15 protein-coding genes are annotated in these 17,479 nt (G+C 67.7%); 4 read left to right on the forward strand and 11 right to left on the reverse strand.

What is annotated here, in order from left to right:
- Nucleotides 1–35: 35 nt before the first annotated feature.
- From plsY to CRO22_RS02865, 5 genes are read right to left on the reverse strand one after another with little or no spacing between them, the layout of a single operon-like run.
- The gene (gene plsY, locus CRO22_RS02845) at nucleotides 36–647 is read right to left on the reverse strand and encodes a glycerol-3-phosphate 1-O-acyltransferase PlsY (protein ID WP_097068570.1); all 612 of its coding nucleotides are present in this window, start codon (nucleotides 645–647) and stop codon (nucleotides 36–38) included.
- Entirely contained in the window at nucleotides 647–1,936 is a 1,290-nt protein-coding gene (gene pyrC / locus CRO22_RS02850) for a dihydroorotase (protein ID WP_097068571.1), read from the reverse strand. Before pyrC ends, plsY begins: the two co-directional genes overlap by 1 nt.
- Nucleotides 1,933–2,559: a hypothetical protein gene (locus CRO22_RS02855; protein ID WP_141399405.1), complete on the reverse strand. Its 627-nt coding sequence runs from the start codon at nucleotides 2,557–2,559 to the stop codon at nucleotides 1,933–1,935. The genes pyrC and CRO22_RS02855 overlap by 4 nt, the downstream gene beginning before the upstream one ends.
- Entirely contained in the window at nucleotides 2,556–3,041 is a 486-nt protein-coding gene (locus tag CRO22_RS02860) for a hypothetical protein (protein ID WP_097068573.1), read from the reverse strand. Before CRO22_RS02860 ends, CRO22_RS02855 begins: the two co-directional genes overlap by 4 nt.
- Nucleotides 3,034–4,002 (reverse strand): aspartate carbamoyltransferase catalytic subunit, encoded by a 969-nt coding sequence (locus CRO22_RS02865; protein ID WP_097068574.1) that lies wholly within the window; start codon nucleotides 4,000–4,002, stop codon nucleotides 3,034–3,036. The genes CRO22_RS02860 and CRO22_RS02865 overlap by 8 nt, the downstream gene beginning before the upstream one ends.
- A 94-nt stretch (nucleotides 4,003–4,096) precedes the next feature.
- Here CRO22_RS02865 and CRO22_RS02870 point away from each other — a divergent pair, with 94 nt between their 5' ends.
- From CRO22_RS02870 to CRO22_RS02880, 3 genes are all read left to right on the forward strand, one after another.
- Complete coding sequence (locus CRO22_RS02870; protein WP_097068575.1) at nucleotides 4,097–4,945, forward strand: uracil-DNA glycosylase; 849 nt, start codon at nucleotides 4,097–4,099, stop codon at nucleotides 4,943–4,945.
- 145 nt (nucleotides 4,946–5,090) lie between these two features.
- Nucleotides 5,091–6,560: an efflux RND transporter periplasmic adaptor subunit gene (locus CRO22_RS02875; RefSeq protein WP_097068576.1), complete on the forward strand. Its 1,470-nt coding sequence runs from the start codon at nucleotides 5,091–5,093 to the stop codon at nucleotides 6,558–6,560.
- Between the two features lie 3 nt (nucleotides 6,561–6,563).
- Nucleotides 6,564–10,028 carry an efflux RND transporter permease subunit gene (locus CRO22_RS02880; RefSeq protein WP_097068577.1) on the forward strand — a complete coding sequence of 1,155 codons (3,465 nt, stop codon included), beginning with the start codon at nucleotides 6,564–6,566 and terminating at the stop codon, nucleotides 10,026–10,028.
- 3 nt (nucleotides 10,029–10,031) lie between these two features.
- Here the strand turns inward: CRO22_RS02880 and CRO22_RS02885 are convergent, their stop codons facing one another.
- Nucleotides 10,032–10,826 carry a protein-disulfide reductase DsbD domain-containing protein gene (locus CRO22_RS02885; RefSeq protein WP_097068578.1) on the reverse strand — a complete coding sequence of 265 codons (795 nt, stop codon included), beginning with the start codon at nucleotides 10,824–10,826 and terminating at the stop codon, nucleotides 10,032–10,034.
- A gap of 157 nt (nucleotides 10,827–10,983) precedes the next feature.
- On the opposite strand from CRO22_RS02885, the gene CRO22_RS02890 reads away from it, so the two are divergent.
- Nucleotides 10,984–11,535, forward strand: coding sequence for a YqgE/AlgH family protein (locus CRO22_RS02890; protein WP_097068874.1), 552 nt, complete (start codon nucleotides 10,984–10,986; stop codon nucleotides 11,533–11,535).
- Nucleotides 11,536–11,541: 6 nt separating this feature from the next.
- On the opposite strand, the gene CRO22_RS02895 is transcribed toward CRO22_RS02890, so the two are convergent.
- The 5 genes from CRO22_RS02895 to CRO22_RS02915 are packed head-to-tail and all read right to left on the reverse strand — an operon-like array spanning nucleotide 11,542 to nucleotide 17,381.
- Nucleotides 11,542–11,754: a formate dehydrogenase subunit delta gene (locus tag CRO22_RS02895; RefSeq protein WP_097068579.1), complete on the reverse strand. Its 213-nt coding sequence runs from the start codon at nucleotides 11,752–11,754 to the stop codon at nucleotides 11,542–11,544.
- Nucleotides 11,751–12,554 (reverse strand): formate dehydrogenase accessory sulfurtransferase FdhD, encoded by an 804-nt coding sequence (locus tag CRO22_RS02900; protein ID WP_097068580.1) that lies wholly within the window; start codon nucleotides 12,552–12,554, stop codon nucleotides 11,751–11,753. The genes CRO22_RS02895 and CRO22_RS02900 overlap by 4 nt, the downstream gene beginning before the upstream one ends.
- A complete protein-coding gene (gene fdhF, locus CRO22_RS02905) occupies nucleotides 12,551–15,427 on the reverse strand; it encodes a formate dehydrogenase subunit alpha (protein ID WP_097068581.1) in 2,877 nt (958 codons plus the stop codon). Before fdhF ends, CRO22_RS02900 begins: the two co-directional genes overlap by 4 nt.
- Nucleotides 15,424–16,932 carry a formate dehydrogenase beta subunit gene (locus tag CRO22_RS02910; protein ID WP_097068582.1) on the reverse strand — a complete coding sequence of 503 codons (1,509 nt, stop codon included), beginning with the start codon at nucleotides 16,930–16,932 and terminating at the stop codon, nucleotides 15,424–15,426. The genes fdhF and CRO22_RS02910 overlap by 4 nt, the downstream gene beginning before the upstream one ends.
- Nucleotides 16,929–17,381 carry a formate dehydrogenase subunit gamma gene (locus CRO22_RS02915; RefSeq protein WP_097068875.1) on the reverse strand — a complete coding sequence of 151 codons (453 nt, stop codon included), beginning with the start codon at nucleotides 17,379–17,381 and terminating at the stop codon, nucleotides 16,929–16,931. Before CRO22_RS02915 ends, CRO22_RS02910 begins: the two co-directional genes overlap by 4 nt.
- Nucleotides 17,382–17,479 lie beyond the last annotated feature (98 nt).

The raw sequence follows: 17,479 nt of genomic DNA on the forward strand, positions 1-17,479 counted from the left end.
AGGGGGCGCCGCCCCCTTCCTTCTTCAAAGGCGCCTCACGCCTTCTTGCCGATCCGTGGCTCGGTTCCCGCCAGAATGCGCGCGATATTGGCACGGTGGCGCCAGAAGATCAGCACCGCCATCAGCGCACAGATCGGCATCAGGGCCTGATCCGAGAGCACCCAGGCGAGAGGCACCGAGGCCGCGGCCGCAAAGAGCGCCGAGGCCGAAGAGATCCGCCCGACCGCCGCGGCGATGAGCCAGCACAGACAAGCCGCGAGCCCCAGAGCCCAATGCAGCGCAATCAGCGTACCGAGGAAGGTGGCCACCCCCTTCCCGCCCTTGAACTTCAGCCATACCGGGTAGAGATGGCCCAGAAAGGCCGCGCCGCCCGCAACGATGGCCGCGCTCTCGTTGCCAAGGACCGCGCGGGCGATCAACACCGCGATGGCCCCCTTCGCACCATCAAGCACCAGCGTTGCCGCCGCCGCCGCCTTGTTGCCGGTGCGCAGCACATTGGTGGCGCCGATATTGCCCGAACCGATCTGGCGCAGATCGCCCAGCCCCATGAGCTTCGTGATGACCACGCCAAAAGGCACCGAGCCGAGCAGATAGCCCAAGCCCGCCACCGCCAAAAGGAGCGCGGCTCCCGCGTGCAGATCTGCCATTACTCCCCCGAGTCCTGCGCCACCTGCCCGAAAACCTGCACCCCGGCGACGAAAGTGGCAAGCACCTTCCCGCTCATTTTTGCGCCGTCAAAGGGGGTGTTCTTGGATTTCGAGGCGAGCTGGAAGCGGTCCAGAACAAAGGGCGCATCCGGGTCAAAGAGCACGAGATCTGCTGGCGCGCCCTCACAGATACGGCCCTGCGGCAGCCCGAGCAGCCGCGCCGGGTTGAGCGCCAGGGCGCGGAAAATCTGCGACAGCGAGAGGCTTCCTGCGTGATAAAGCCGCAGCGCCGCGGGGAGCAGCGTTTCCAGCCCGACCGCGCCCGCCGCCGCCTCCTCGAAGGGCAGCCGTTTGCTCTCTTCATCCGCCGGCGTGTGCATCGAACAGATGATGTCGATGGCGCCGGAGGCCACCGCCTCGACCATGGCGCGGCGGTCATCCTCGCTGCGCAAGGGCGGCGTGAGCTTGAAGAAGGTGCGGTAATCGCCCACGTCGAATTCGTTCAGCGTCAGGTGATGCACCGAGACGCCCGCGGTCACCGCAAGCCCTGCCGCGCGGGCGCGCGCCAGCGCAGGCAGCGCGCGGGCGGTGGTGATCTGGTCGGCGTGGTAGCGCACCCCGGTCACCTCGACAAGCGCGAGATCGCGGTCGAGCCCCATCTGTTCGGCAATCGGGCTGACGCCGGGCAGGCCGCGCAGGCTTGCGAATTTCCCCGAGGTAGCGGCGGCGCCCTGCGAGAGGCCCGGCTCCTGCGGATGGCCGATCACCAGCGCGCCAAGGCTCTTGGCATAGGTGAAGGCGCGGCTGAGCACCTTGGTATCGGTGGTGACATGGAACACGTCGGAAAAGGCGACGGCGCCCGCATCCATCAGAAAGCCGATCTCGGTCATCTCGCGGCCGTCGCGGCCCTTGGTCAGCGCGGCCATGTGGCGGATGCGCACCGGCACCTCGGCGGCGCGGCGGGTGACGAATTCGAGCATCTCGGGCGTGTCGATGGCGGGCAGCGTATCGGGCCGCGCGATCATTGTGGTGACGCCGCCGCGCGCCGCCGCCTGCCCCGCGGTGCGGAAGCTCTCGCGGTGGCGCTCGCCCGGCTCGCCGATCTTCACGCCGATGTCGATGATGCCCGGCGCCAGGCATTTGCCGCCGCAGTCGATCACCTCGGCTCCGGCGGGGGCCTGCATCTGCCCGATCGCCGCGATGATACCACCGTCGATCACGAGATTCGCGGTGGTTTCCCCCTCGGCTTCGGGGTCGATCAGCCGGGCATCTTGCAAAAACAGCGTCATTCGCGCGCATCCCTTGCATGTTTGAGGAGCGCGAAAACCTCCGGCGCTCCGATGATATCGAAAAAGCCGACCGGCTCGATCTCGGCCTCCTTGCCGCGCCCCGTGGTGCGGCTGGCAAAGATCACGTCGCCGGCCTTGTCTCCACCCTGAAGCGCGATCTCCATGCCCGCGCGGATCGGCCAGCTCTCAAGCACCCGGCCCTTCGCCCAATGGCGCCGCGCGATATAGGCGGCGCGGTCGGAGAGGGTAAAGAACGTGTCGTTGCGCCGCATCCGCTCATCAAGAAGCGTCACGACAAGCGCCGCGACGCCAAGGAGGCAAAGCACGAGCCCGACCAGCCAGAACAGGCTCCCCTCGCGGGCCGCAGCAAGGCTCAGCGCGCCGCCGATGCCGCAAAAGCCAAGCGCAAACACGACGCCAGCGACCAGCTTGCCCCAGCGGATGCGGCGGATCGGCTGTCCGCGCCACAAGATCCGCTCGCCGGGCTGCATGATGCCGTCCCAGCCCGCGGGCAGCTGCACGGCAGGGGCGGGCATCGGCGGCGGCGGCTCGGAAAGCCGCACCGGGGCGGCCTGTGCGGCAGCCTCCCGCTCGGCCCGGGTGGGGGCGCGGGGTGGTCTCATCGGCGGCTCCGGGCACGGGCGGCGCGCGCCGCCTCGATTGCGGCCATCACCGGCGCCGCCTCGGCCAGATGCCGGATCAGGTGCTTGTCACCCGCTTTCGTGACGATCTGCACATCGCCCATCAGCGCGCGCACGGTCTCGATTTCGAGCAGCATCACCTGCCGCCCCTGCGGGCCGATCAGGCGCCGGTCGGTCAGCTGCCAGCGCCGGGCAAAGGCTTCGGAGCGAAAATAAAGCGCGCGGAGCGCCATGCCGACAAGGATCGCAATCACCGCGACCAGCACCTGATCGAGCTTGCCAAGCCAGATCAGCACCGCAGAGACGAGCACCGCGCCCAGCCCGCCAAGAACGAGATGGTCCATCCAGTAGCGGCGCAGATCGGGGCCGAACACGTCAGAGACAGTCTCGCCCGGCTCAAGGGGCAGTTCGCTCTCTGCGCCGGGGCGATAGTTCAGAACCGGATCGCGCCGCATCTCAGACATCGACCGCCTCCGAAAGCGCGGCCCGGCCCCGCTCTGCGCGCAGGTTCTGTGCGAGCAGATCCATCACCGCCATGCGCACCGCCACGCCCATCTCCACCTGCTCCTGAATCACCGAGCGGTGGATGTCGTCGGCGATCGTGCCGTCGATCTCCACGCCGCGGTTCATCGGCCCGGGGTGCATGACGATGGCATCCTCTTTCGCAAAGCTCAGCTTCTCGGCATCAAGCCCGTAACGGTGGAAATATTCGCGCTCCGAAGGGATGAAGCCGCCGTCCATCCGCTCGCGTTGGAGCCGCAGCATCATCACCACATCGGCGTCGCGCAGCCCCTCACGCATATCTTGATAGACCTCGGCGCCGATCTGATCGAAGCCCGAGGGCATCAGCGTCGGCGGGCCGATCAGGCGCACCCGGTTTTCCATCTTGCCAAGCAAAAGCAGGTTCGAGCGCGCCACCCGGCTATGGGCGACATCGCCGCAAATCGCCACGGTCAGGCGCTGAATCCGGCCCTTGGCGCGGCGAATCGTGAGCGCATCGAGCAGCGCCTGAGTCGGGTGCTCGTGCTTGCCGTCGCCCGCGTTCACCACTGCGCAATTGACCTTTTGCGCGAGCAGATCGACCGCACCCGAAGCGCCGTGCCGCACCACCAGAAGGTCGGGATGCATCGCATTGAGCGTCAGCGCCGTGTCGATCAGCGTTTCGCCCTTTTTCACGCTCGAGGTTTGCATCGACATGTTCATCACATCGGCGCCGAGCCGCTTGCCGGCCAGCTCGAAGCTCGACTGCGTGCGCGTCGAGTTCTCGAAGAACATGTTGATCTGCGTCATCCCCTCCAGCGCATCGGTGCGCTTCACCGTGCGGCGGTTGAGGTCGACATAGCGGTCGGCGAGGTCGAGGACGGTGCGGATATCCTCGGGGGAGAGATGCTCGATCCCCAGAAGATGGCGGGCGCGGAAAGCCATGACTTCCTCCGATGTTGTCGGGCTGCTTATGGCAAAAGGGGGGGCGTGCGTCCAGCGGCTTTGACCGGGTCGGGGGCACATGCGATAGAGAGCCATGCAGAATCCTCCGCCCCCCGACACCGCTCTGGCGCCCCCCCCCGAGATCGGCTTCGAGGCCGCGCTTGCGGCGCTCGAATGGATGGTGGAACTCGGCGTGAGCGAACCGGTGGGTGACATCCCCGTCAATGCCTATGAACTGCCCGAACGGCTCGTGATCCCCGAGCGCCCTGCCTCCGCTCCCGCGCCGCGGGCAGACCGCCCGCAGCCCCCGGCGCGAGGCATGGCTGCCGAAGGGCCGGACCCGGTGACCCTGGCTCGGCAGGTCGCGGCGAAGGCGGCAACGCTCGAAGCCCTGCGCGAGGCGATCGAGGACTACGATCTTTGCCCGCTCAAGCAGGGGGCGCGCAACACCGTCTTTGCCGATGGCAACCCCAAGGCCCGCGTAATGCTGATCGGCGAGGCGCCGGGGCGCGACGAAGACCTGCAGGGCAAGCCCTTTGTCGGCCGCGCCGGGCAATTGCTCGACCGGATGCTGGCCGCGATCGGTCTGGACCGCGGCTCTCCCGACCCGGCGCGCGCGGTTTATATTGCCAATGTCCTGCCGTGGCGACCGCCGGTCAACCGCGACCCGGAGCCCGCCGAGATCGCGCAGATGCTGCCGTTTCTCGCCCGGCACGTCGAGCTTGTCGATCCTGACCTGATCGTTTTGATGGGCAATACCGCCTGCGCCGCGGCACTGGGCACGCGCGGCATCACCCGGCTGCGCGGCAGCTGGACCGAGGCCTTCGGCCGCCCCGCGCTGCCCACGCTGCACCCGGCAAACCTGTTGCGCGCGCCTGCCAACAAGCGCCTCGTCTGGGCCGATCTGCTGAGCCTGCGCGCAAGGCTTGAGGGACGAGCCTGATTTCCGTTCCATGAATTCTTCGTGATATGCGACGGGATCACGCGGAGCGGCCGTATCTCTCGTGCAAAAGGTTGTGAAATCCGCCCGCCCTCCTACTTTCGTGCAATGCCCAAGCGGCCCCAGCCAGAGACTGCAGGACCCTGACATGCGTTTTCTCGTTCGATCTCTCACCGGGCTTTTTCTTTTCGCCCTGACGCTCGCGTTGCTGGCGGTCGGCGGCTTCACGATGAAATCGGCGATCGATGCCCGGGCCAAGGCGCCGGGGCGCATGCATGGCGCGCAGGAACGTATCTTCGCCGCCAATGTCGCCACGCTCGATTTCGGCACCCGCCAGCCGGTGCTGACGGCCTATGGCGAGCTGCGCACCCTGCGCGAACTTGAAATCCGCGCACCGGCCGCGGGCACGCTCCTCTCCCTCTCGCCCAATTTCGTCGAAGGCGGGCAGGTTGCGGCGGGCGAGCTTCTGGTCACGCTCGATCCGGCCGAGACGCAGGCGGCGCGCGATTCCGCACTCGCATCAAAAGCCGAGGCGGAAGCTGCGCTGGCACTTGCGGGCCGCACGCTGACGCTTGCCGGGGGCGATCTGGGCGCCGCCGAGCGGCAGGCCGAATTGCGGCAGAAGGCGCTCGAACGCGCCCGCTCGATCGGTGCGCGCGGCTTTGGCGCCACTGCCGATATCGAGACCGCCGAGCTTGCCCTGTCCGCCGCTGAACAGGCGGTGCTGACGAAACGCTCGGCGCTTTCTTCGGCCGAAGCCGGGCTCGATCAGGCGAAAAACGCGCTGCGCCGTGCCGAGATCGCGCTCTCCGAGGCCGAGCGGAAGCTTGCCGAAACGCAGATCCGCGCCGATTTCGCCGGTCAGTTGTCAGGGGTGAGCACGGTTGCGGGGCGACCGGTTTCGAACAACGAGATCCTCGCCACGCTGATTGACCCGGTGACGCTCGAAGTCGCCTTCCGCCTCTCTACGGCGCAATATGTCCGCCTCACCGACACCTCGGGCGCGCTGATGCCGCTTTCGGCCACGGTCTCGCTCGATCTTGGGGAGAAACGCATCACCGTTCCCGCCCGGCTTGCGCGGGCGGGGGCTGCGGTCGAGGAAGGACAGGCTGGGCGGCTTGTGTTTGCCCGGCTCGAGGCGGTTTCCGGCCTCAAGGCGGGCGATTTCGTCACCGTCACGCTCGCGATGCCGGCGCTTGAGGCGGTGGCGCTCTTGCCCGCCGCGGCCGTGGGCGCAGATGGCAAGGTGCTGGTGCTCGATGCCGGGGAACGGCTTCATGGCGAGCCGGTCGAGGTGGTGCACCGGCAGGGCGACGATGTGCTGATCCGCGCCGCGGGGCTCAAAAGCGGGCAGGAAGTAGTGGCGGAACGCACCCCGCTTCTGGGCGAGGGGCTCAAGCTGCGCCCGCTGCGCCGCGATGCGATGGGCGCTACGATCGCGCCGCCGAAACCCGCCGATGTGGTGCTGGACGAGGCGCGCAGGGCCAGGCTCATCGCCGCGGTCGAGAGCAACAGCCGGATGGGTGCGGAGGCGAAAGCACGCATTCTGGCCCAGTTGCGACAGGAGTCCGTGCCCGCCGAGGTGGTCGAACGGATCGAATCGCGGATGGGAGGCTGACCGATGACCTCTGCCTCTCGCGAAACCCCGCCCGAAGGCCCGGCCGCGACGGGCGCGCTCAATGCCTCCGCGGCCGCCGCGGCACTGGCCGAGGGCGAATTCGCCCGCCCCGGAGAGACCTTGCCGAAACCGCACGGCATCATCGCGCTGTTCACCCGCCACCGCACGCTTGCCAATCTGCTGCTCGTCGTGCTGCTGCTGGCGGGTGCGGTGACGCTTCCGAAGCTGCGCGCGCAATTCTTCCCCGATTCCGTTGAGGAGACGGTGACCGTCTCGGTGGTCTGGGAAGGCGCGGGCGCGGAAGAGATCGACCGGGCCATCGTGCAGGTGCTTGAACCTTCGCTGATCGCCGTCGAAGGCGTGTCGGAATCGGAAAGCCGTTCGATCGAGGGCGCGGCGAAGATCACCCTCACTTTTGAAGACGGATGGGACATGAGCCGTGCCGTCTCTGAGGTGGAGCAGGCGGTCAATACCGCGGGGGATCTGCCGGAGGCGGCAGAAGAGCCCGAGATCGCGCGCGGGGCCTGGCGCGATACCGTTACCGATGTAGTGATCACCGGCCCGCTCTCGCCCGAGCAGATCGCCCGACTTGCAGACGAACTCGTCACACGGCTCTATGCCGAGGGGGTGACGCGCACCACGATTCAAGGATTCCTGGCGCCGCAAACGGTGGTGGAGCTGCCCACCGCGCAGATGATGCGCCACGATGTGACACTTTCCGAGATTGCCGCGGTGATCGGCGCCGAAGCCGCGACCTCGCCCGCGGGCGATGTGGCCAGCGGCGCGCAGCGGGTGCGGATCGGCGAAGAGCGGCGGGAGGCCCGCACGATCTCCGAACTCGTGCTGCGCAAGGAGGATGACGGCGCGCTGCTCCGGGTGGGCGACGTGGCACGGGTGCGCGTCGAGGGCGGCAACCGCGAGCGCGCCTATTATGTCGGCGACAATCCGGCGATTTCCATCAACGTCGGCCGCTCCGCCGAGGGCGATGCGATCGCGCTGCAACACAAGGTCGAAGATGTGGTCGGCCAGATGCGCCCGACGCTGCCCGCGGCGACGTCGATGGACCTGATCCGCTCGCGCTCCGAGGCGATTCAGGCGCGGCTCGACCTTCTGATGCGCAACGGCACGCAGGGGCTCGTCCTCGTGGTGGTGCTGCTTTTTCTCTTCCTCAACGCCCGCACCGCCTTCTGGGTGGCGATGGGCATCCCGACCGCGATCGCCGCCGCGCTCTGCGCGATGTATCTCGCGGGAATGACGCTCAACATGATCTCGATCTTCGCGCTGATCCTGACGCTCGGGATCGTCGTCGACGATGCGATCGTGGTGGGCGAGCACGCCGATTTCCGGGCCCGGGATCTGGGCGAGCATCCTGTACTCGCCGCCGAGCAGGGCGCGCGGCGGATGCTGGCGCCGGTAATGGCCTCCTCGCTGACCTCGATCATCGCCTTTGGCGGGCTGACACAGATGGGCGGGCCGATGGGGCGGATGGTCTCTGACATCCCCTGGACAGTGATTGCCGTGCTCACCGCCTCGCTGGTCGAATGCTTCCTGATCCTGCCCAATCACATGGCCCATGCGCTCGCTCATACGGCCAAGGAGCGCTGGTACGACTGGCCCTCGCGCAAGGTGAATGCCGGGCTCGACTGGTTCCGGCTGCACGTTATGCGCCCCTTCGTGCGGATGGTGTTGCTGGCGCGCTATGCGGTGCTCGCAGGCGCGGTCTCGCTGATGCTCGCCTCTGTCGCGCTTGTGGTGGGCGGCGCAGTGCAATGGCGCTTCTTCAGCCCGCCCGAACAATCCATGGTTTCGGCCGCCTTCTCGATGCTCGCGGGCGCCAAGCGCGAAGATACGCTCGCGCAGATGCACGCCCTGCAAGCCGCGGCCGAAGAGGTGGGCGCGGGCTATGAGAAAGAATACGGCACCAATCCGGTGACCTATGTGGTGGCCCAGATCGGCGGCGCGGTCGGCCGCTCGCTCGCCTCCGCCGACAGCAAGGATGCCGATCTTCTTGGCGCGATCACCATCGAATTGATCGATCAGGATTACCGCAGCTATTCCTCTGCCGATTTTCTGGCCCGGTTCGAGGCCGCGGCAGAAAAGCATCCGCTGATCGAGGAGCTGAGCTTCCGCTCGTTCTTTTCCGGCCCCTCCTCGGATGGCATCTCAGTGAAATTCGCCGATGCCGAGAGCCGGGTTCTGAAGGAAGCGGCGGAGGATCTCAAGCTGGCGCTTGCCGCTTTTCCCGAGGTGTCCGCGCTTGAGGACAATCTCGCCTATGACAAGGAAGAGCTGATCCTCGATCTCACCCCGCAGGGGGCCGCGCTCGGCTTCGACATCGACATGCTCTCGCGGGAATTGCGCGCCCGTCTCAACGGTATCGAGGCGGCCACTTTCCCCGATGGCACGCGCGAGGCGGCAATCCGCGTCGAGATGCCGGAAGAGGAGCTGACCGCCGATTTTCTGGACCGCATGCAGATGCGCACGCCCGCCGGCGCCTGGGTGCCGCTCTCCGAGATCGTCTCGGCGCGCACCGCAATCGGCTTCTCGACGATCCGGCGCGAGGATGGCGTGCGCTCGGTCGAGGTGACGGGCAATATCTCCGAAGACAATGCAGAGCGCGCCAACGAGATCGAGCGGCAGATGACGCAGGTGATCTTGCCACGCATCGCCGAGGAATACGGCGTGAGCTGGAGCCTGGGCGGCGCCGCCGAGCGCGAGCGCGAATTCATGGGCGATGCGATGCTCGGCCTCGCCCTGGTGCTGATCGGCATCTACATCTGCCTCGCCTGGATCTTCTCCTCCTGGACGCGGCCGCTGGTGGTTATGTCGGTCATTCCCTTCGGGCTGATCGGCGCCTTCTGGGGCCATTGGCACTGGGGCGTGCCGCTTTCCATGTTCTCGGTCGTCGGCCTCATCGGCATGACCGGGATCATCATCAACGATGCGATCGTGCTCATTTCGACAATCGACGAATATGCGGTCCGCCGCGGGTTGCGCCCGGCCATTGTCGATGCGGTGGCCGACCGGTTGCGCCCGGTGATGCTGACCACATTGACCACCGTGCTCGGCCTCGGGCCGCTCCTTTATGAGCGTTCCTCCTCGGCCTTGTTCCTCAAGCCGACCGTCATCACCCTCGTCTACGGGCTCGGGTTCGGCATGGTGATCGTGCTCGTCGTCGTGCCCGCAGCCCTGGCGGCGGGCGAAGATTTTGGCCATGCGCTCCGCGCGCTGCGCCGCGGCCTCGCCGGGGCCCATGCCGGCGGCCGGCGGCTGCGCGCGGTCCTCGGCCTCGCCGCGGCGGCAATGGTGCTCTCCTTTTCCGCAACGCTTGGCCGGGCGCTCTGGGATAGCGCGGGGGTGATGCCCGCATTCGGCCTCTTCCTGGGGATCGCTGCCGCGATCACGCTCGCGGCGGGCGGGCTTGCGCCACGGCTCTTGCGCGGGCCTCGGAGGGAGGCGGCGGAATGAGGATCAGGGCGCCGGGCAGCCCTCGATCTCGACGGCGCCCGCAGCGCTCACCACGGTGATGCGCAGATCGCCCTGATCGAGCGGGAAGGGCGCGCCGTTCTCGGGCACGAATTCGGCCCGCGCCATCAGCAACGGCCCCTCGCGATGCTGCAACGTATCGGAGACCCACATCGGACGCGAGGCAAGTTCGAACAGCGCCACCTCGCCCGGCATCGGCGGCAGGGCGATCGCCGCCTCCACCCGCATCCCGTCGCGGATCGGCGCCACGCGGCAGCGCGCACGGCCGGGCAGCTTGCGCGGTTCGGACGCGAGCGCTGCGGCAATCACCGGATCGGCGGCACCGGGACGATCAAGCGTGGCGGAAAGATCGAGATGCACCGGCACGCAGATCTCGTGGCAAATGCCGAAATCGAGATCCGCATGCAGCGTGACCGGCGCGCCGATCTCTTTTGGCGTGATCACCAGGGGCAACACCAGCCCGTCATGATAGCCCACCGTGCGCATGCCGTTTTGCTCGAACACATCCGGCGCGGGCCAGACGAGGCGCAGCGCGGCAAGGTTTTCGGAGCCCCCGAACTGCAGGATCGGCGGCACCCCGGCCTCGCCCGGCACCCGCCAGTAGGTTTTCCAGCCCGGCGCAAGGCGGAGTTGCAGCGCGGCAATGCGCGTGCCATCGGCGTTGCTCCAGCCCGGCAGGATCTCCGCGCCCAGCAGGCCGGGCGGCAATGCGGCCTCCTGCGCCGCCACCGGCAGGGCAAGGGCAAGAAGGATCGGCAGAGCGGGCAGGATCGGGCGCATGTCTTGGGATAGCCGCTGCAGCTCGGGCCTTCCAAGTCACAAAAGCGCCAAGCGCGCGATCGGGAGCGCCGGCGTGGCGGCTTTGCCGCAGACAGGGCTTGATTGCGCCGCCCGCGACGCCACCTATGGAAGGCACGGGCGCACCGAGGAGGCCAAGATGGATCTGACCGGGAAACTTCTGATCGCCATGCCGGGCATGGAGGATCCGCGCTTTGAACATTCGGTGGTGGTGGTCTGCGCCCATTCGTCCGAAGGCGCGATGGGGCTCATCGTCAACAAGCCGGTGCCGAAACCCGATCTGGGCGGGCTCTTCGAGCAGATCGGCATTCCGCTCACCGCGGGCGGGCGGGCTTCGGCGCCGCTCCTGTTCGGCGGCCCGGTCGAAACCGGGCGCGGCTTCGTGCTGCATTCGGCCGACTGGTTCGCCGCCACGATGCCGGTGGGCGAGGGGCTGGCGATGACGGCGACGCGCGACATTCTTGAGGAATGGGGAGCCGGGCGCGGCCCCGCACAGGCGATGCTGATGCTCGGCTATGCCGGCTGGGGGCCGGGCCAGCTCGAGCGCGAGATCCTTGCCAATGGCTGGCTGATTGCAGAGCCAAATCCGGCGCTTGCACTGGATGCCGAACATGGCACGAAATGGACCCGTGCGCTCGGCGCGATGGGGGTGGATCCGCGCTCGCTTTCGGCTGCGGCGGGGCACGCCTGAGGCGGCTCAGCCCGGCGGGCGGATCTGCGGCGCAGCAGCGATCACCAACGCATCAAGCCCTGTGCCCCCTTCGGCAATATGGGTGAGCAGCGCGGCCCGCATCGGCGCGGCCCAACTCTCCGAGATATGCGCCGCGACCGCCTCGGCCTGATCGCCGCGTTGCACCGCAAAGAACGCGGCAATCTGGTTTGCCATCCGGATCAGTTTTTCCTGGCTCATGCCTTTCCCTCCTCTGGGGCGCAGAACAGCACCAGCCCGTCCGGCCCGCGCGCGATGAGCGCGAGTCCGGCCTTCCGCGCCTCTTCCACGGCAAGCGCCGTCGGGCTTGAGGCGCCAATCAGCGCCCCCGCCCCGATCATCGCCGCCTTCTGCACCAGATCAACCGAGAGCCGAGAGGTGATCACCAGGGCCCCCGTTCCCGGGGTGATTCCTGCGCGCGCAAGCGCCCCCGCAAGCTTGTCGAGCGCATTGTGCCGCCCGACATCCTCGCGGCAGAGCAGCAACCGCCCGTCACACCAGAAGCCGGCGGCATGGGTGGCGCGCACGGCATCGTGCAACACCTGTGCCTCCCGCAAGGCCTGCAGGGCAGCGCTGGCGCGGGGGGCTGGGGCGCCGAGCGCCAGCGCGGCGCCCCAGCCCCCCGCGCCCCGGGGCGCCCGCGGCAGCGGGCGCAACGCCTCGGAGAGGCTCTCGAGGCCGCAAAGCCCGCAGCCCACAGGCCCCGCCATCGCACGCCGCCGGGCCGCAAACCGCGCCGCCGCCGGGGCGGCGAGCCAGCCGCGCAATTCGACGCCACGCTCCTGCACGACGGTTTCGCTACGCAGCAAATCCCCCGCTGCAGCGATCAACCCCTCGGTGAGCGCAAAACCGAGATAAAAATCCTCAAGATCGACGGGCGTCGCCATCATCACCGCCTGCGTCACCCCCTCGAAAACGAGCGCCACCGGCACTTCCTCGGCAAGCACCGCATCCCCGCCGCCCGGCAGGCCCACCCGCACCGCACCCGCGGGCAGGCTCATTCTGCCGCCTCGATCCGCCGCGCCGCCGCCGCTTGCGCCGCGTACTCTTCTTGCCAGCTTGAGGGCCCGTTCGAGGCCGCGACCTGCACTGCCGTCACCTTGTATTCGGGGCAGTTCGTGGCCCAGTCGGAATTGTCGGTGGTGACCACATTCGCCTGCGTGTCGGGGTGGTGGAAGGTGGTGTAGACCACGCCGGGAGAGACCCGGTCGGTGATGGTGGCGCGCAGGCTCGTTTCACCCGCGCGCGAGCTGAGCCGCACCCAGTCCCCCTCGCGCAGGCCCCGCACTTCGGCATCGGCGGGGTGGATCTCCAGCCGGTCTTCGTCGTGCCAGAGCTGGTTGTCCGTGCGCCGGGTCTGGGCGCCGACGTTATACTGGCTCAAAATCCGGCCGGTGGTGAGCAAAAGCGGGAAGCGTGGCCCGGTCTTCTCTTCGGTCGGCAGGTAAGCGGTGCGGATGAACCGCCCCTTGCCGCGCACAAAGCCGTCGACATGCATGATCGGCGAGCCCTCGGGGGCGGCTTCGTTGCAGGGCCATTGCACCGAGCCCCGCGCATCGAGAAGATCATAGCTCACCGAGGCAAAGCCCGGCGTCGTCGCCGCGATCTCGTCCATGATTTCGGAGGGGTGGGTATAACTCCACGTCGCCCCCATCGCATTGGCCAGAAGCTGCGTCACCTCCCAATCGGCATAGCCGGCCTTCGGGCGCATCACGCGCCGCACCCGGTTGATGCGCCGCTCGGCATTGGTGAAGGTGCCGTCCTTCTCGAGGAAGGTGGAGCCCGGCAGGAACACATGGGCGTAATTCGCGGTCTCGTTGAGGAACAGATCCTGCACGATCACGCACTCCATCGCCGCAAGCCCGGCGGCCACATGGCGGGTGTCGGGGTCGGATTGCAGGATGTCCTCGCCCTGAATGTAAAGCGCCTTGAAGCGCCCCGCGACCGCGGCATCGAGCATGTTAGGGATGCGCAGCCCCGGCTCGGAGGAGAGCTCCACCCCCCAGGCCTTTTCGAACACCGCCCGCGCGAGGTCATCAGCCACGTGGCGGTAGCCCGGAAGCTCATGCGGGAAAGAGCCCATGTCGCACGAGCCTTGCACGTTGTTTTGCCCCCGGAGCGGGTTCACCCCCACGCCCGGGCGGCCAATGTTGCCCGTCATCATCGCAAGGTTGGCAATCGCGATAACGGTGGTCGAGCCTTGGGAATGTTCGGTCACGCCAAGCCCGTAATAGATCGCGGCATTGGGCGCGGCGGCATAGGCGCGCGCGGCCGCGCGGATCGTTTCGGCCCTCACCCCGGTCAGCGGCTCAACGGCTTCCGGCGCGTAATCGGGGCTCGCCACAAACTCGGCATAATCCGCCCATTCCTCCGCGTCGCACCGCGCCGCGATAAAGGCGGCGTCATAAAGCCCCTCGGTCACGATCACATGCGCCATCGCCACCAGCACCGCCACGTTTGTGCCGGGCCGGAGCGGCAGATGCCAGCTTTCTCCCAGATGCGGGGTCTCCAGCAGGTCGATGCGGCGCGGGTCGAGCACGATCAGCTTGGCGCCCGCGCGCAACCGCTTGCGCAGCCGCGAGGCAAAGACCGGGTGGCCATCGGTCGGGTTGGCGCCGATCACCAGCGCCAGATCCGTCGCCTCGACCGAATCAAAATCCTGCGTGCCCGCAGAGGTGCCAAAGGTCTGCTTGAGCCCGTAGCCGGTGGGGGAATGGCAGACCCGCGCGCAGGTATCGGTGTTGTTGGTGCCAAAGACCGCGCGGGCGAGCTTTTGTACCAGATAAGTTTCCTCATTGGTGCAGCGCGAGGAGGTGATCACGCCCAGAGCATCCGGCCCGTGAGTGTCGCGCGCTGCGGTGAGACGCGCGGCGGTGAACGCCAGCGCCTCTTCCCAGCTCACTTCGCGCCAGGGGTCAGAGACCCGCTCGCGGATCATCGGATGCACAATCCGGTCGCGGTGAGTGGCGTAGCCATAGGCAAAGCGCCCCTTTACGCAGCTGTGGCCGCGGTTGGCGCCGCCGCCCTTGAAGGGCACCATCCGCACCAGCTCCTCGCCGCGCATCTGCGCCTCGAAGCTGCAGCCGACCCCGCAATACGCGCAGGTGGTGACCACGCTGCGCTCGGGCGTGCCGATCGCCTCGACCGATTTTTCAATCAGCGTCGCGGTGGGGCAGGCCTGCACGCAGGCGCCACAGCTGACGCAATCGGATTGCATGAAGCTCTCGGCGGCGGGTGAGATCCGGGTCTCAAACCCCCGCCCCTCGATCGTCAGGGCAAACGTTCCCTGCACCTCCTCGCAGGCCCGCACGCAGCGCATGCAGACAATGCATTTGGCCGGGTCGTAGCTGAAATAGGGGTTTGAGGTATCTTTCGGGATGTAGCGCGGGTTCGGCCCCGCCCCCTCGCGCGGGCGAAAATGGGTTTCGACGGGCTGATACCGCACCTCGCGCAGGCCCACAGCCCCCGCCATGTCCTGCAATTCGCAATCGCCATTGGCGGCGCAGGTGAGGCAGTCGAGCGGGTGGTCAGAGATATAAAGCTCCATCACGCCGCGGCGGAGCTTTTGCAGCTTGGCCGTCTGGGTCTGCACCTGCATGCCCTCGGCCACCGGGGTGGTGCAGGAGGAGGGGGTGCCGCGCATCCCCTCGATCTCCACCATGCACAGACGGCACGAGCCCACGGGCTCCACGCTGTCGGTGGCGCAAAGCTTCGGGATCGTCACGCCGGCCTCCGCGGCGGCGCGCATCACCGAGGTGCCCGCGGGCACGGTGATGGCAATTCCGTCCACCGTCAGGGTGACGGGCGCGCCTTGCCGCGCGGGCGTGCCCATGTCCTTCGTCCACTCCAGCGGCGGGATGATCAGGTCTTTCATTCGGCAGCCTCCCGGAACACAGGGAAATCGTCAGGAAAATGGCGCAGCGCGGAGAGCACCGGATAGGGGGTGAAGCCGCCCAGCGCGCAGAGCGAGCCGAGCTTCATCGTCTCGCAGAGATCTTCGAGAAGCGGCAGGGCCGCCGCGTCGCCCGCGCCGATCCGGTCCAGTGTTTCCACGCCGCGCACCGCGCCGATGCGGCAGGGTGTGCAGGTGCCGCAGCTTTCGATGGCGCAAAATTCCATCGCGAAACGCGCGAGTTTGAGCATGTCGGCGCTTTCGTCATGCACCACAAGCCCGGCGTGGCCCACAAGCCCGCCCTGCCCCGAGAAGCACTCATAGCAGAACGGCAGGTCAAAATCGGAAATCGGGTGATAGGCGCCCAATGGCCCGCCCACCTGCACCGCTTTGACCGCCCGCCCGCTCGCCGTGCCACCGCAGATCTCCATCACGAGCTGGCCCAGCGTGATGCCGAAGCCGGTTTCATAAAGCCCGCCGTATTTGACGTTGCCACCGATCTGCAGCGGGATCGTGCCGCGCGAGCGGTCCATGCCAAAGCTTTGATAGGCGGCGCCGCCATGCGCCAAAATCCACGGCACCGCGGCGAGAGAGAGGAGGTTGTTCACCACCGTCGGCTGGCCGAAGAGCCCCTTGAGCGCCGGGAGCGGGGGCTTGGCGCGCACCGTACCGCGCTTGCCCTCGATCGAGTTGAGCATAGCGGTTTCTTCGCCGCAGACATAGGCGCCCGCGCCCACCCGCACCTCAAGCGTGAAGCCGGCCTCTGCGAGCACGCCCGCAGCCTCAGCCCGCGCGATCGCGGCGCGCATCATGGTGATCGCATCCGGGTATTCGGAGCGGATATAGACATAGCCCTGCGTGGCGCCGACCGCGTGGCCGGCAATCGCCATGCCCTCGATCAGGCAATAGGGGTCACCCTCGATCAGCATCCGGTCAGCAAAAGACCCGCTGTCGCCCTCGTCGACGTTGCAGACAATGTATTTCTGCGCCGCTTCTGCCCCCAGAACGGTGCGCCATTTGATCCCGGTCGGAAAGCCCGCACCGCCGCGGCCGCGCAGGCCGGAGGCGAGGATCTCTTCCACCACCTCCGCCGGGCTCATCGCAAGCGCCTTGCGCAGCCCGACCCAGCCGCCCTCGGCTGCGTAGTGCTCCAGGCTCAAGGGTTCGATCCGGCCGCAACGGGCAAAGGTGAGACGGGTCTGGCTTTTGAAGAAGGGGATTTCCTCCACCAGGCCCAGCGCTTTGGGATGGCGTTCGGGCGTGTCGAAGAGCGCGGGCACATCGGCTTGGGTCATCGGGCCAAAACCGATCCGGCCCGCGGGGGTCTCGATTTCCAATAGCGGCTCAAGCCAGCTCATGCCGCGGGTGCCGTTGCGGCACAGCGTGATCTCTACGCCGCGCCGAGCGGCCTCGGCCATGAGCGCCACGGCGACCTCTTCGGCGCCGCAAGCCTTTGCGCTTGCATCGAGGGGCAGCCAGACCTTCATCCCCGCACCTCGCGCGCGATCGTTTCAACCGCGCCCGCGTCGAGCCGCCCCACCAGCCGGTCATCCACCATCGCGGCGGGGGCGCAGGCGCAAAGCCCGAGGCAATAGACCGCCTCCAGCGTGACATCGTTTTTCGTTTCGCCAAGCTTGAGCCCCAGGGCGGCCTCCAGCCGGGCCTGAACCGTTTCCCCGCCCATTGCCTGACAGGCTTCGGCACGGCACAGCTTGATCACATGCCGCCCGGCGGGCGCGCGACGAAAGTCATGGTAGAACCCCACCACTCCCGCCACTTCCGCGCGACTAAGCCGCAGCGCCGCAGCAATCGGCGCGAGCATGGCATCCGGAATATGCCCGAATTCGGCCTGCACATCGTGCAGGATCGGCAAAAGCGCCCCCTCCCGGCCAGCATGGGCCGCGAGGATGGCGCCGAGGCGCGCAAGATCGGTCATCATGTCCTCCCTGTTCCGATGGTGCGGCGAAGCGCCGCGCATGGCAATGCGATTTCCGACATCCGAGCCTCCGGAAGCGAAACGGGCAGCGTCGAATT

Origin of the sequence: Rhodobacter maris, assembly GCF_900217815.1 — a bacterium.
Taxonomy (GTDB): Bacteria; Pseudomonadota; Alphaproteobacteria; order Rhodobacterales; family Rhodobacteraceae; genus Rhodobacter; species Rhodobacter maris.

Bases quoted from the DNA above. Each gene is read 5' to 3' on its own strand.
- plsY (WP_097068570.1), bottom strand. From the start codon at position 647: ATGGCAGATCTGCACGCGGGAGCCGCGCTCCTTTTGGCGGTGGCGGGC.
- pyrC (WP_097068571.1), bottom strand. From the start codon at position 1,936: ATGACGCTGTTTTTGCAAGATGCCCGGCTGATCGACCCCGAAGCCGAG.
- CRO22_RS02855 (WP_141399405.1), bottom strand. From the start codon at position 2,559: ATGAGACCACCCCGCGCCCCCACCCGGGCCGAGCGGGAGGCTGCCGCA.
- CRO22_RS02860 (WP_097068573.1), bottom strand. From the start codon at position 3,041: ATGTCTGAGATGCGGCGCGATCCGGTTCTGAACTATCGCCCCGGCGCA.
- CRO22_RS02865 (WP_097068574.1), bottom strand. From the start codon at position 4,002: ATGGCTTTCCGCGCCCGCCATCTTCTGGGGATCGAGCATCTCTCCCCC.
- CRO22_RS02870 (WP_097068575.1), top strand. From the start codon at position 4,097: ATGCAGAATCCTCCGCCCCCCGACACCGCTCTGGCGCCCCCCCCCGAG.
- CRO22_RS02875 (WP_097068576.1), top strand. From the start codon at position 5,091: ATGCGTTTTCTCGTTCGATCTCTCACCGGGCTTTTTCTTTTCGCCCTG.
- CRO22_RS02880 (WP_097068577.1), top strand. From the start codon at position 6,564: ATGACCTCTGCCTCTCGCGAAACCCCGCCCGAAGGCCCGGCCGCGACG.
- CRO22_RS02885 (WP_097068578.1), bottom strand. From the start codon at position 10,826: ATGCGCCCGATCCTGCCCGCTCTGCCGATCCTTCTTGCCCTTGCCCTG.
- CRO22_RS02890 (WP_097068874.1), top strand. From the start codon at position 10,984: ATGGATCTGACCGGGAAACTTCTGATCGCCATGCCGGGCATGGAGGAT.
- CRO22_RS02895 (WP_097068579.1), bottom strand. From the start codon at position 11,754: ATGAGCCAGGAAAAACTGATCCGGATGGCAAACCAGATTGCCGCGTTC.
- CRO22_RS02900 (WP_097068580.1), bottom strand. From the start codon at position 12,554: ATGAGCCTGCCCGCGGGTGCGGTGCGGGTGGGCCTGCCGGGCGGCGGG.
- fdhF (WP_097068581.1), bottom strand. From the start codon at position 15,427: ATGAAAGACCTGATCATCCCGCCGCTGGAGTGGACGAAGGACATGGGC.
- CRO22_RS02910 (WP_097068582.1), bottom strand. From the start codon at position 16,932: ATGAAGGTCTGGCTGCCCCTCGATGCAAGCGCAAAGGCTTGCGGCGCC.
- CRO22_RS02915 (WP_097068875.1), bottom strand. From the start codon at position 17,381: ATGACCGATCTTGCGCGCCTCGGCGCCATCCTCGCGGCCCATGCTGGC.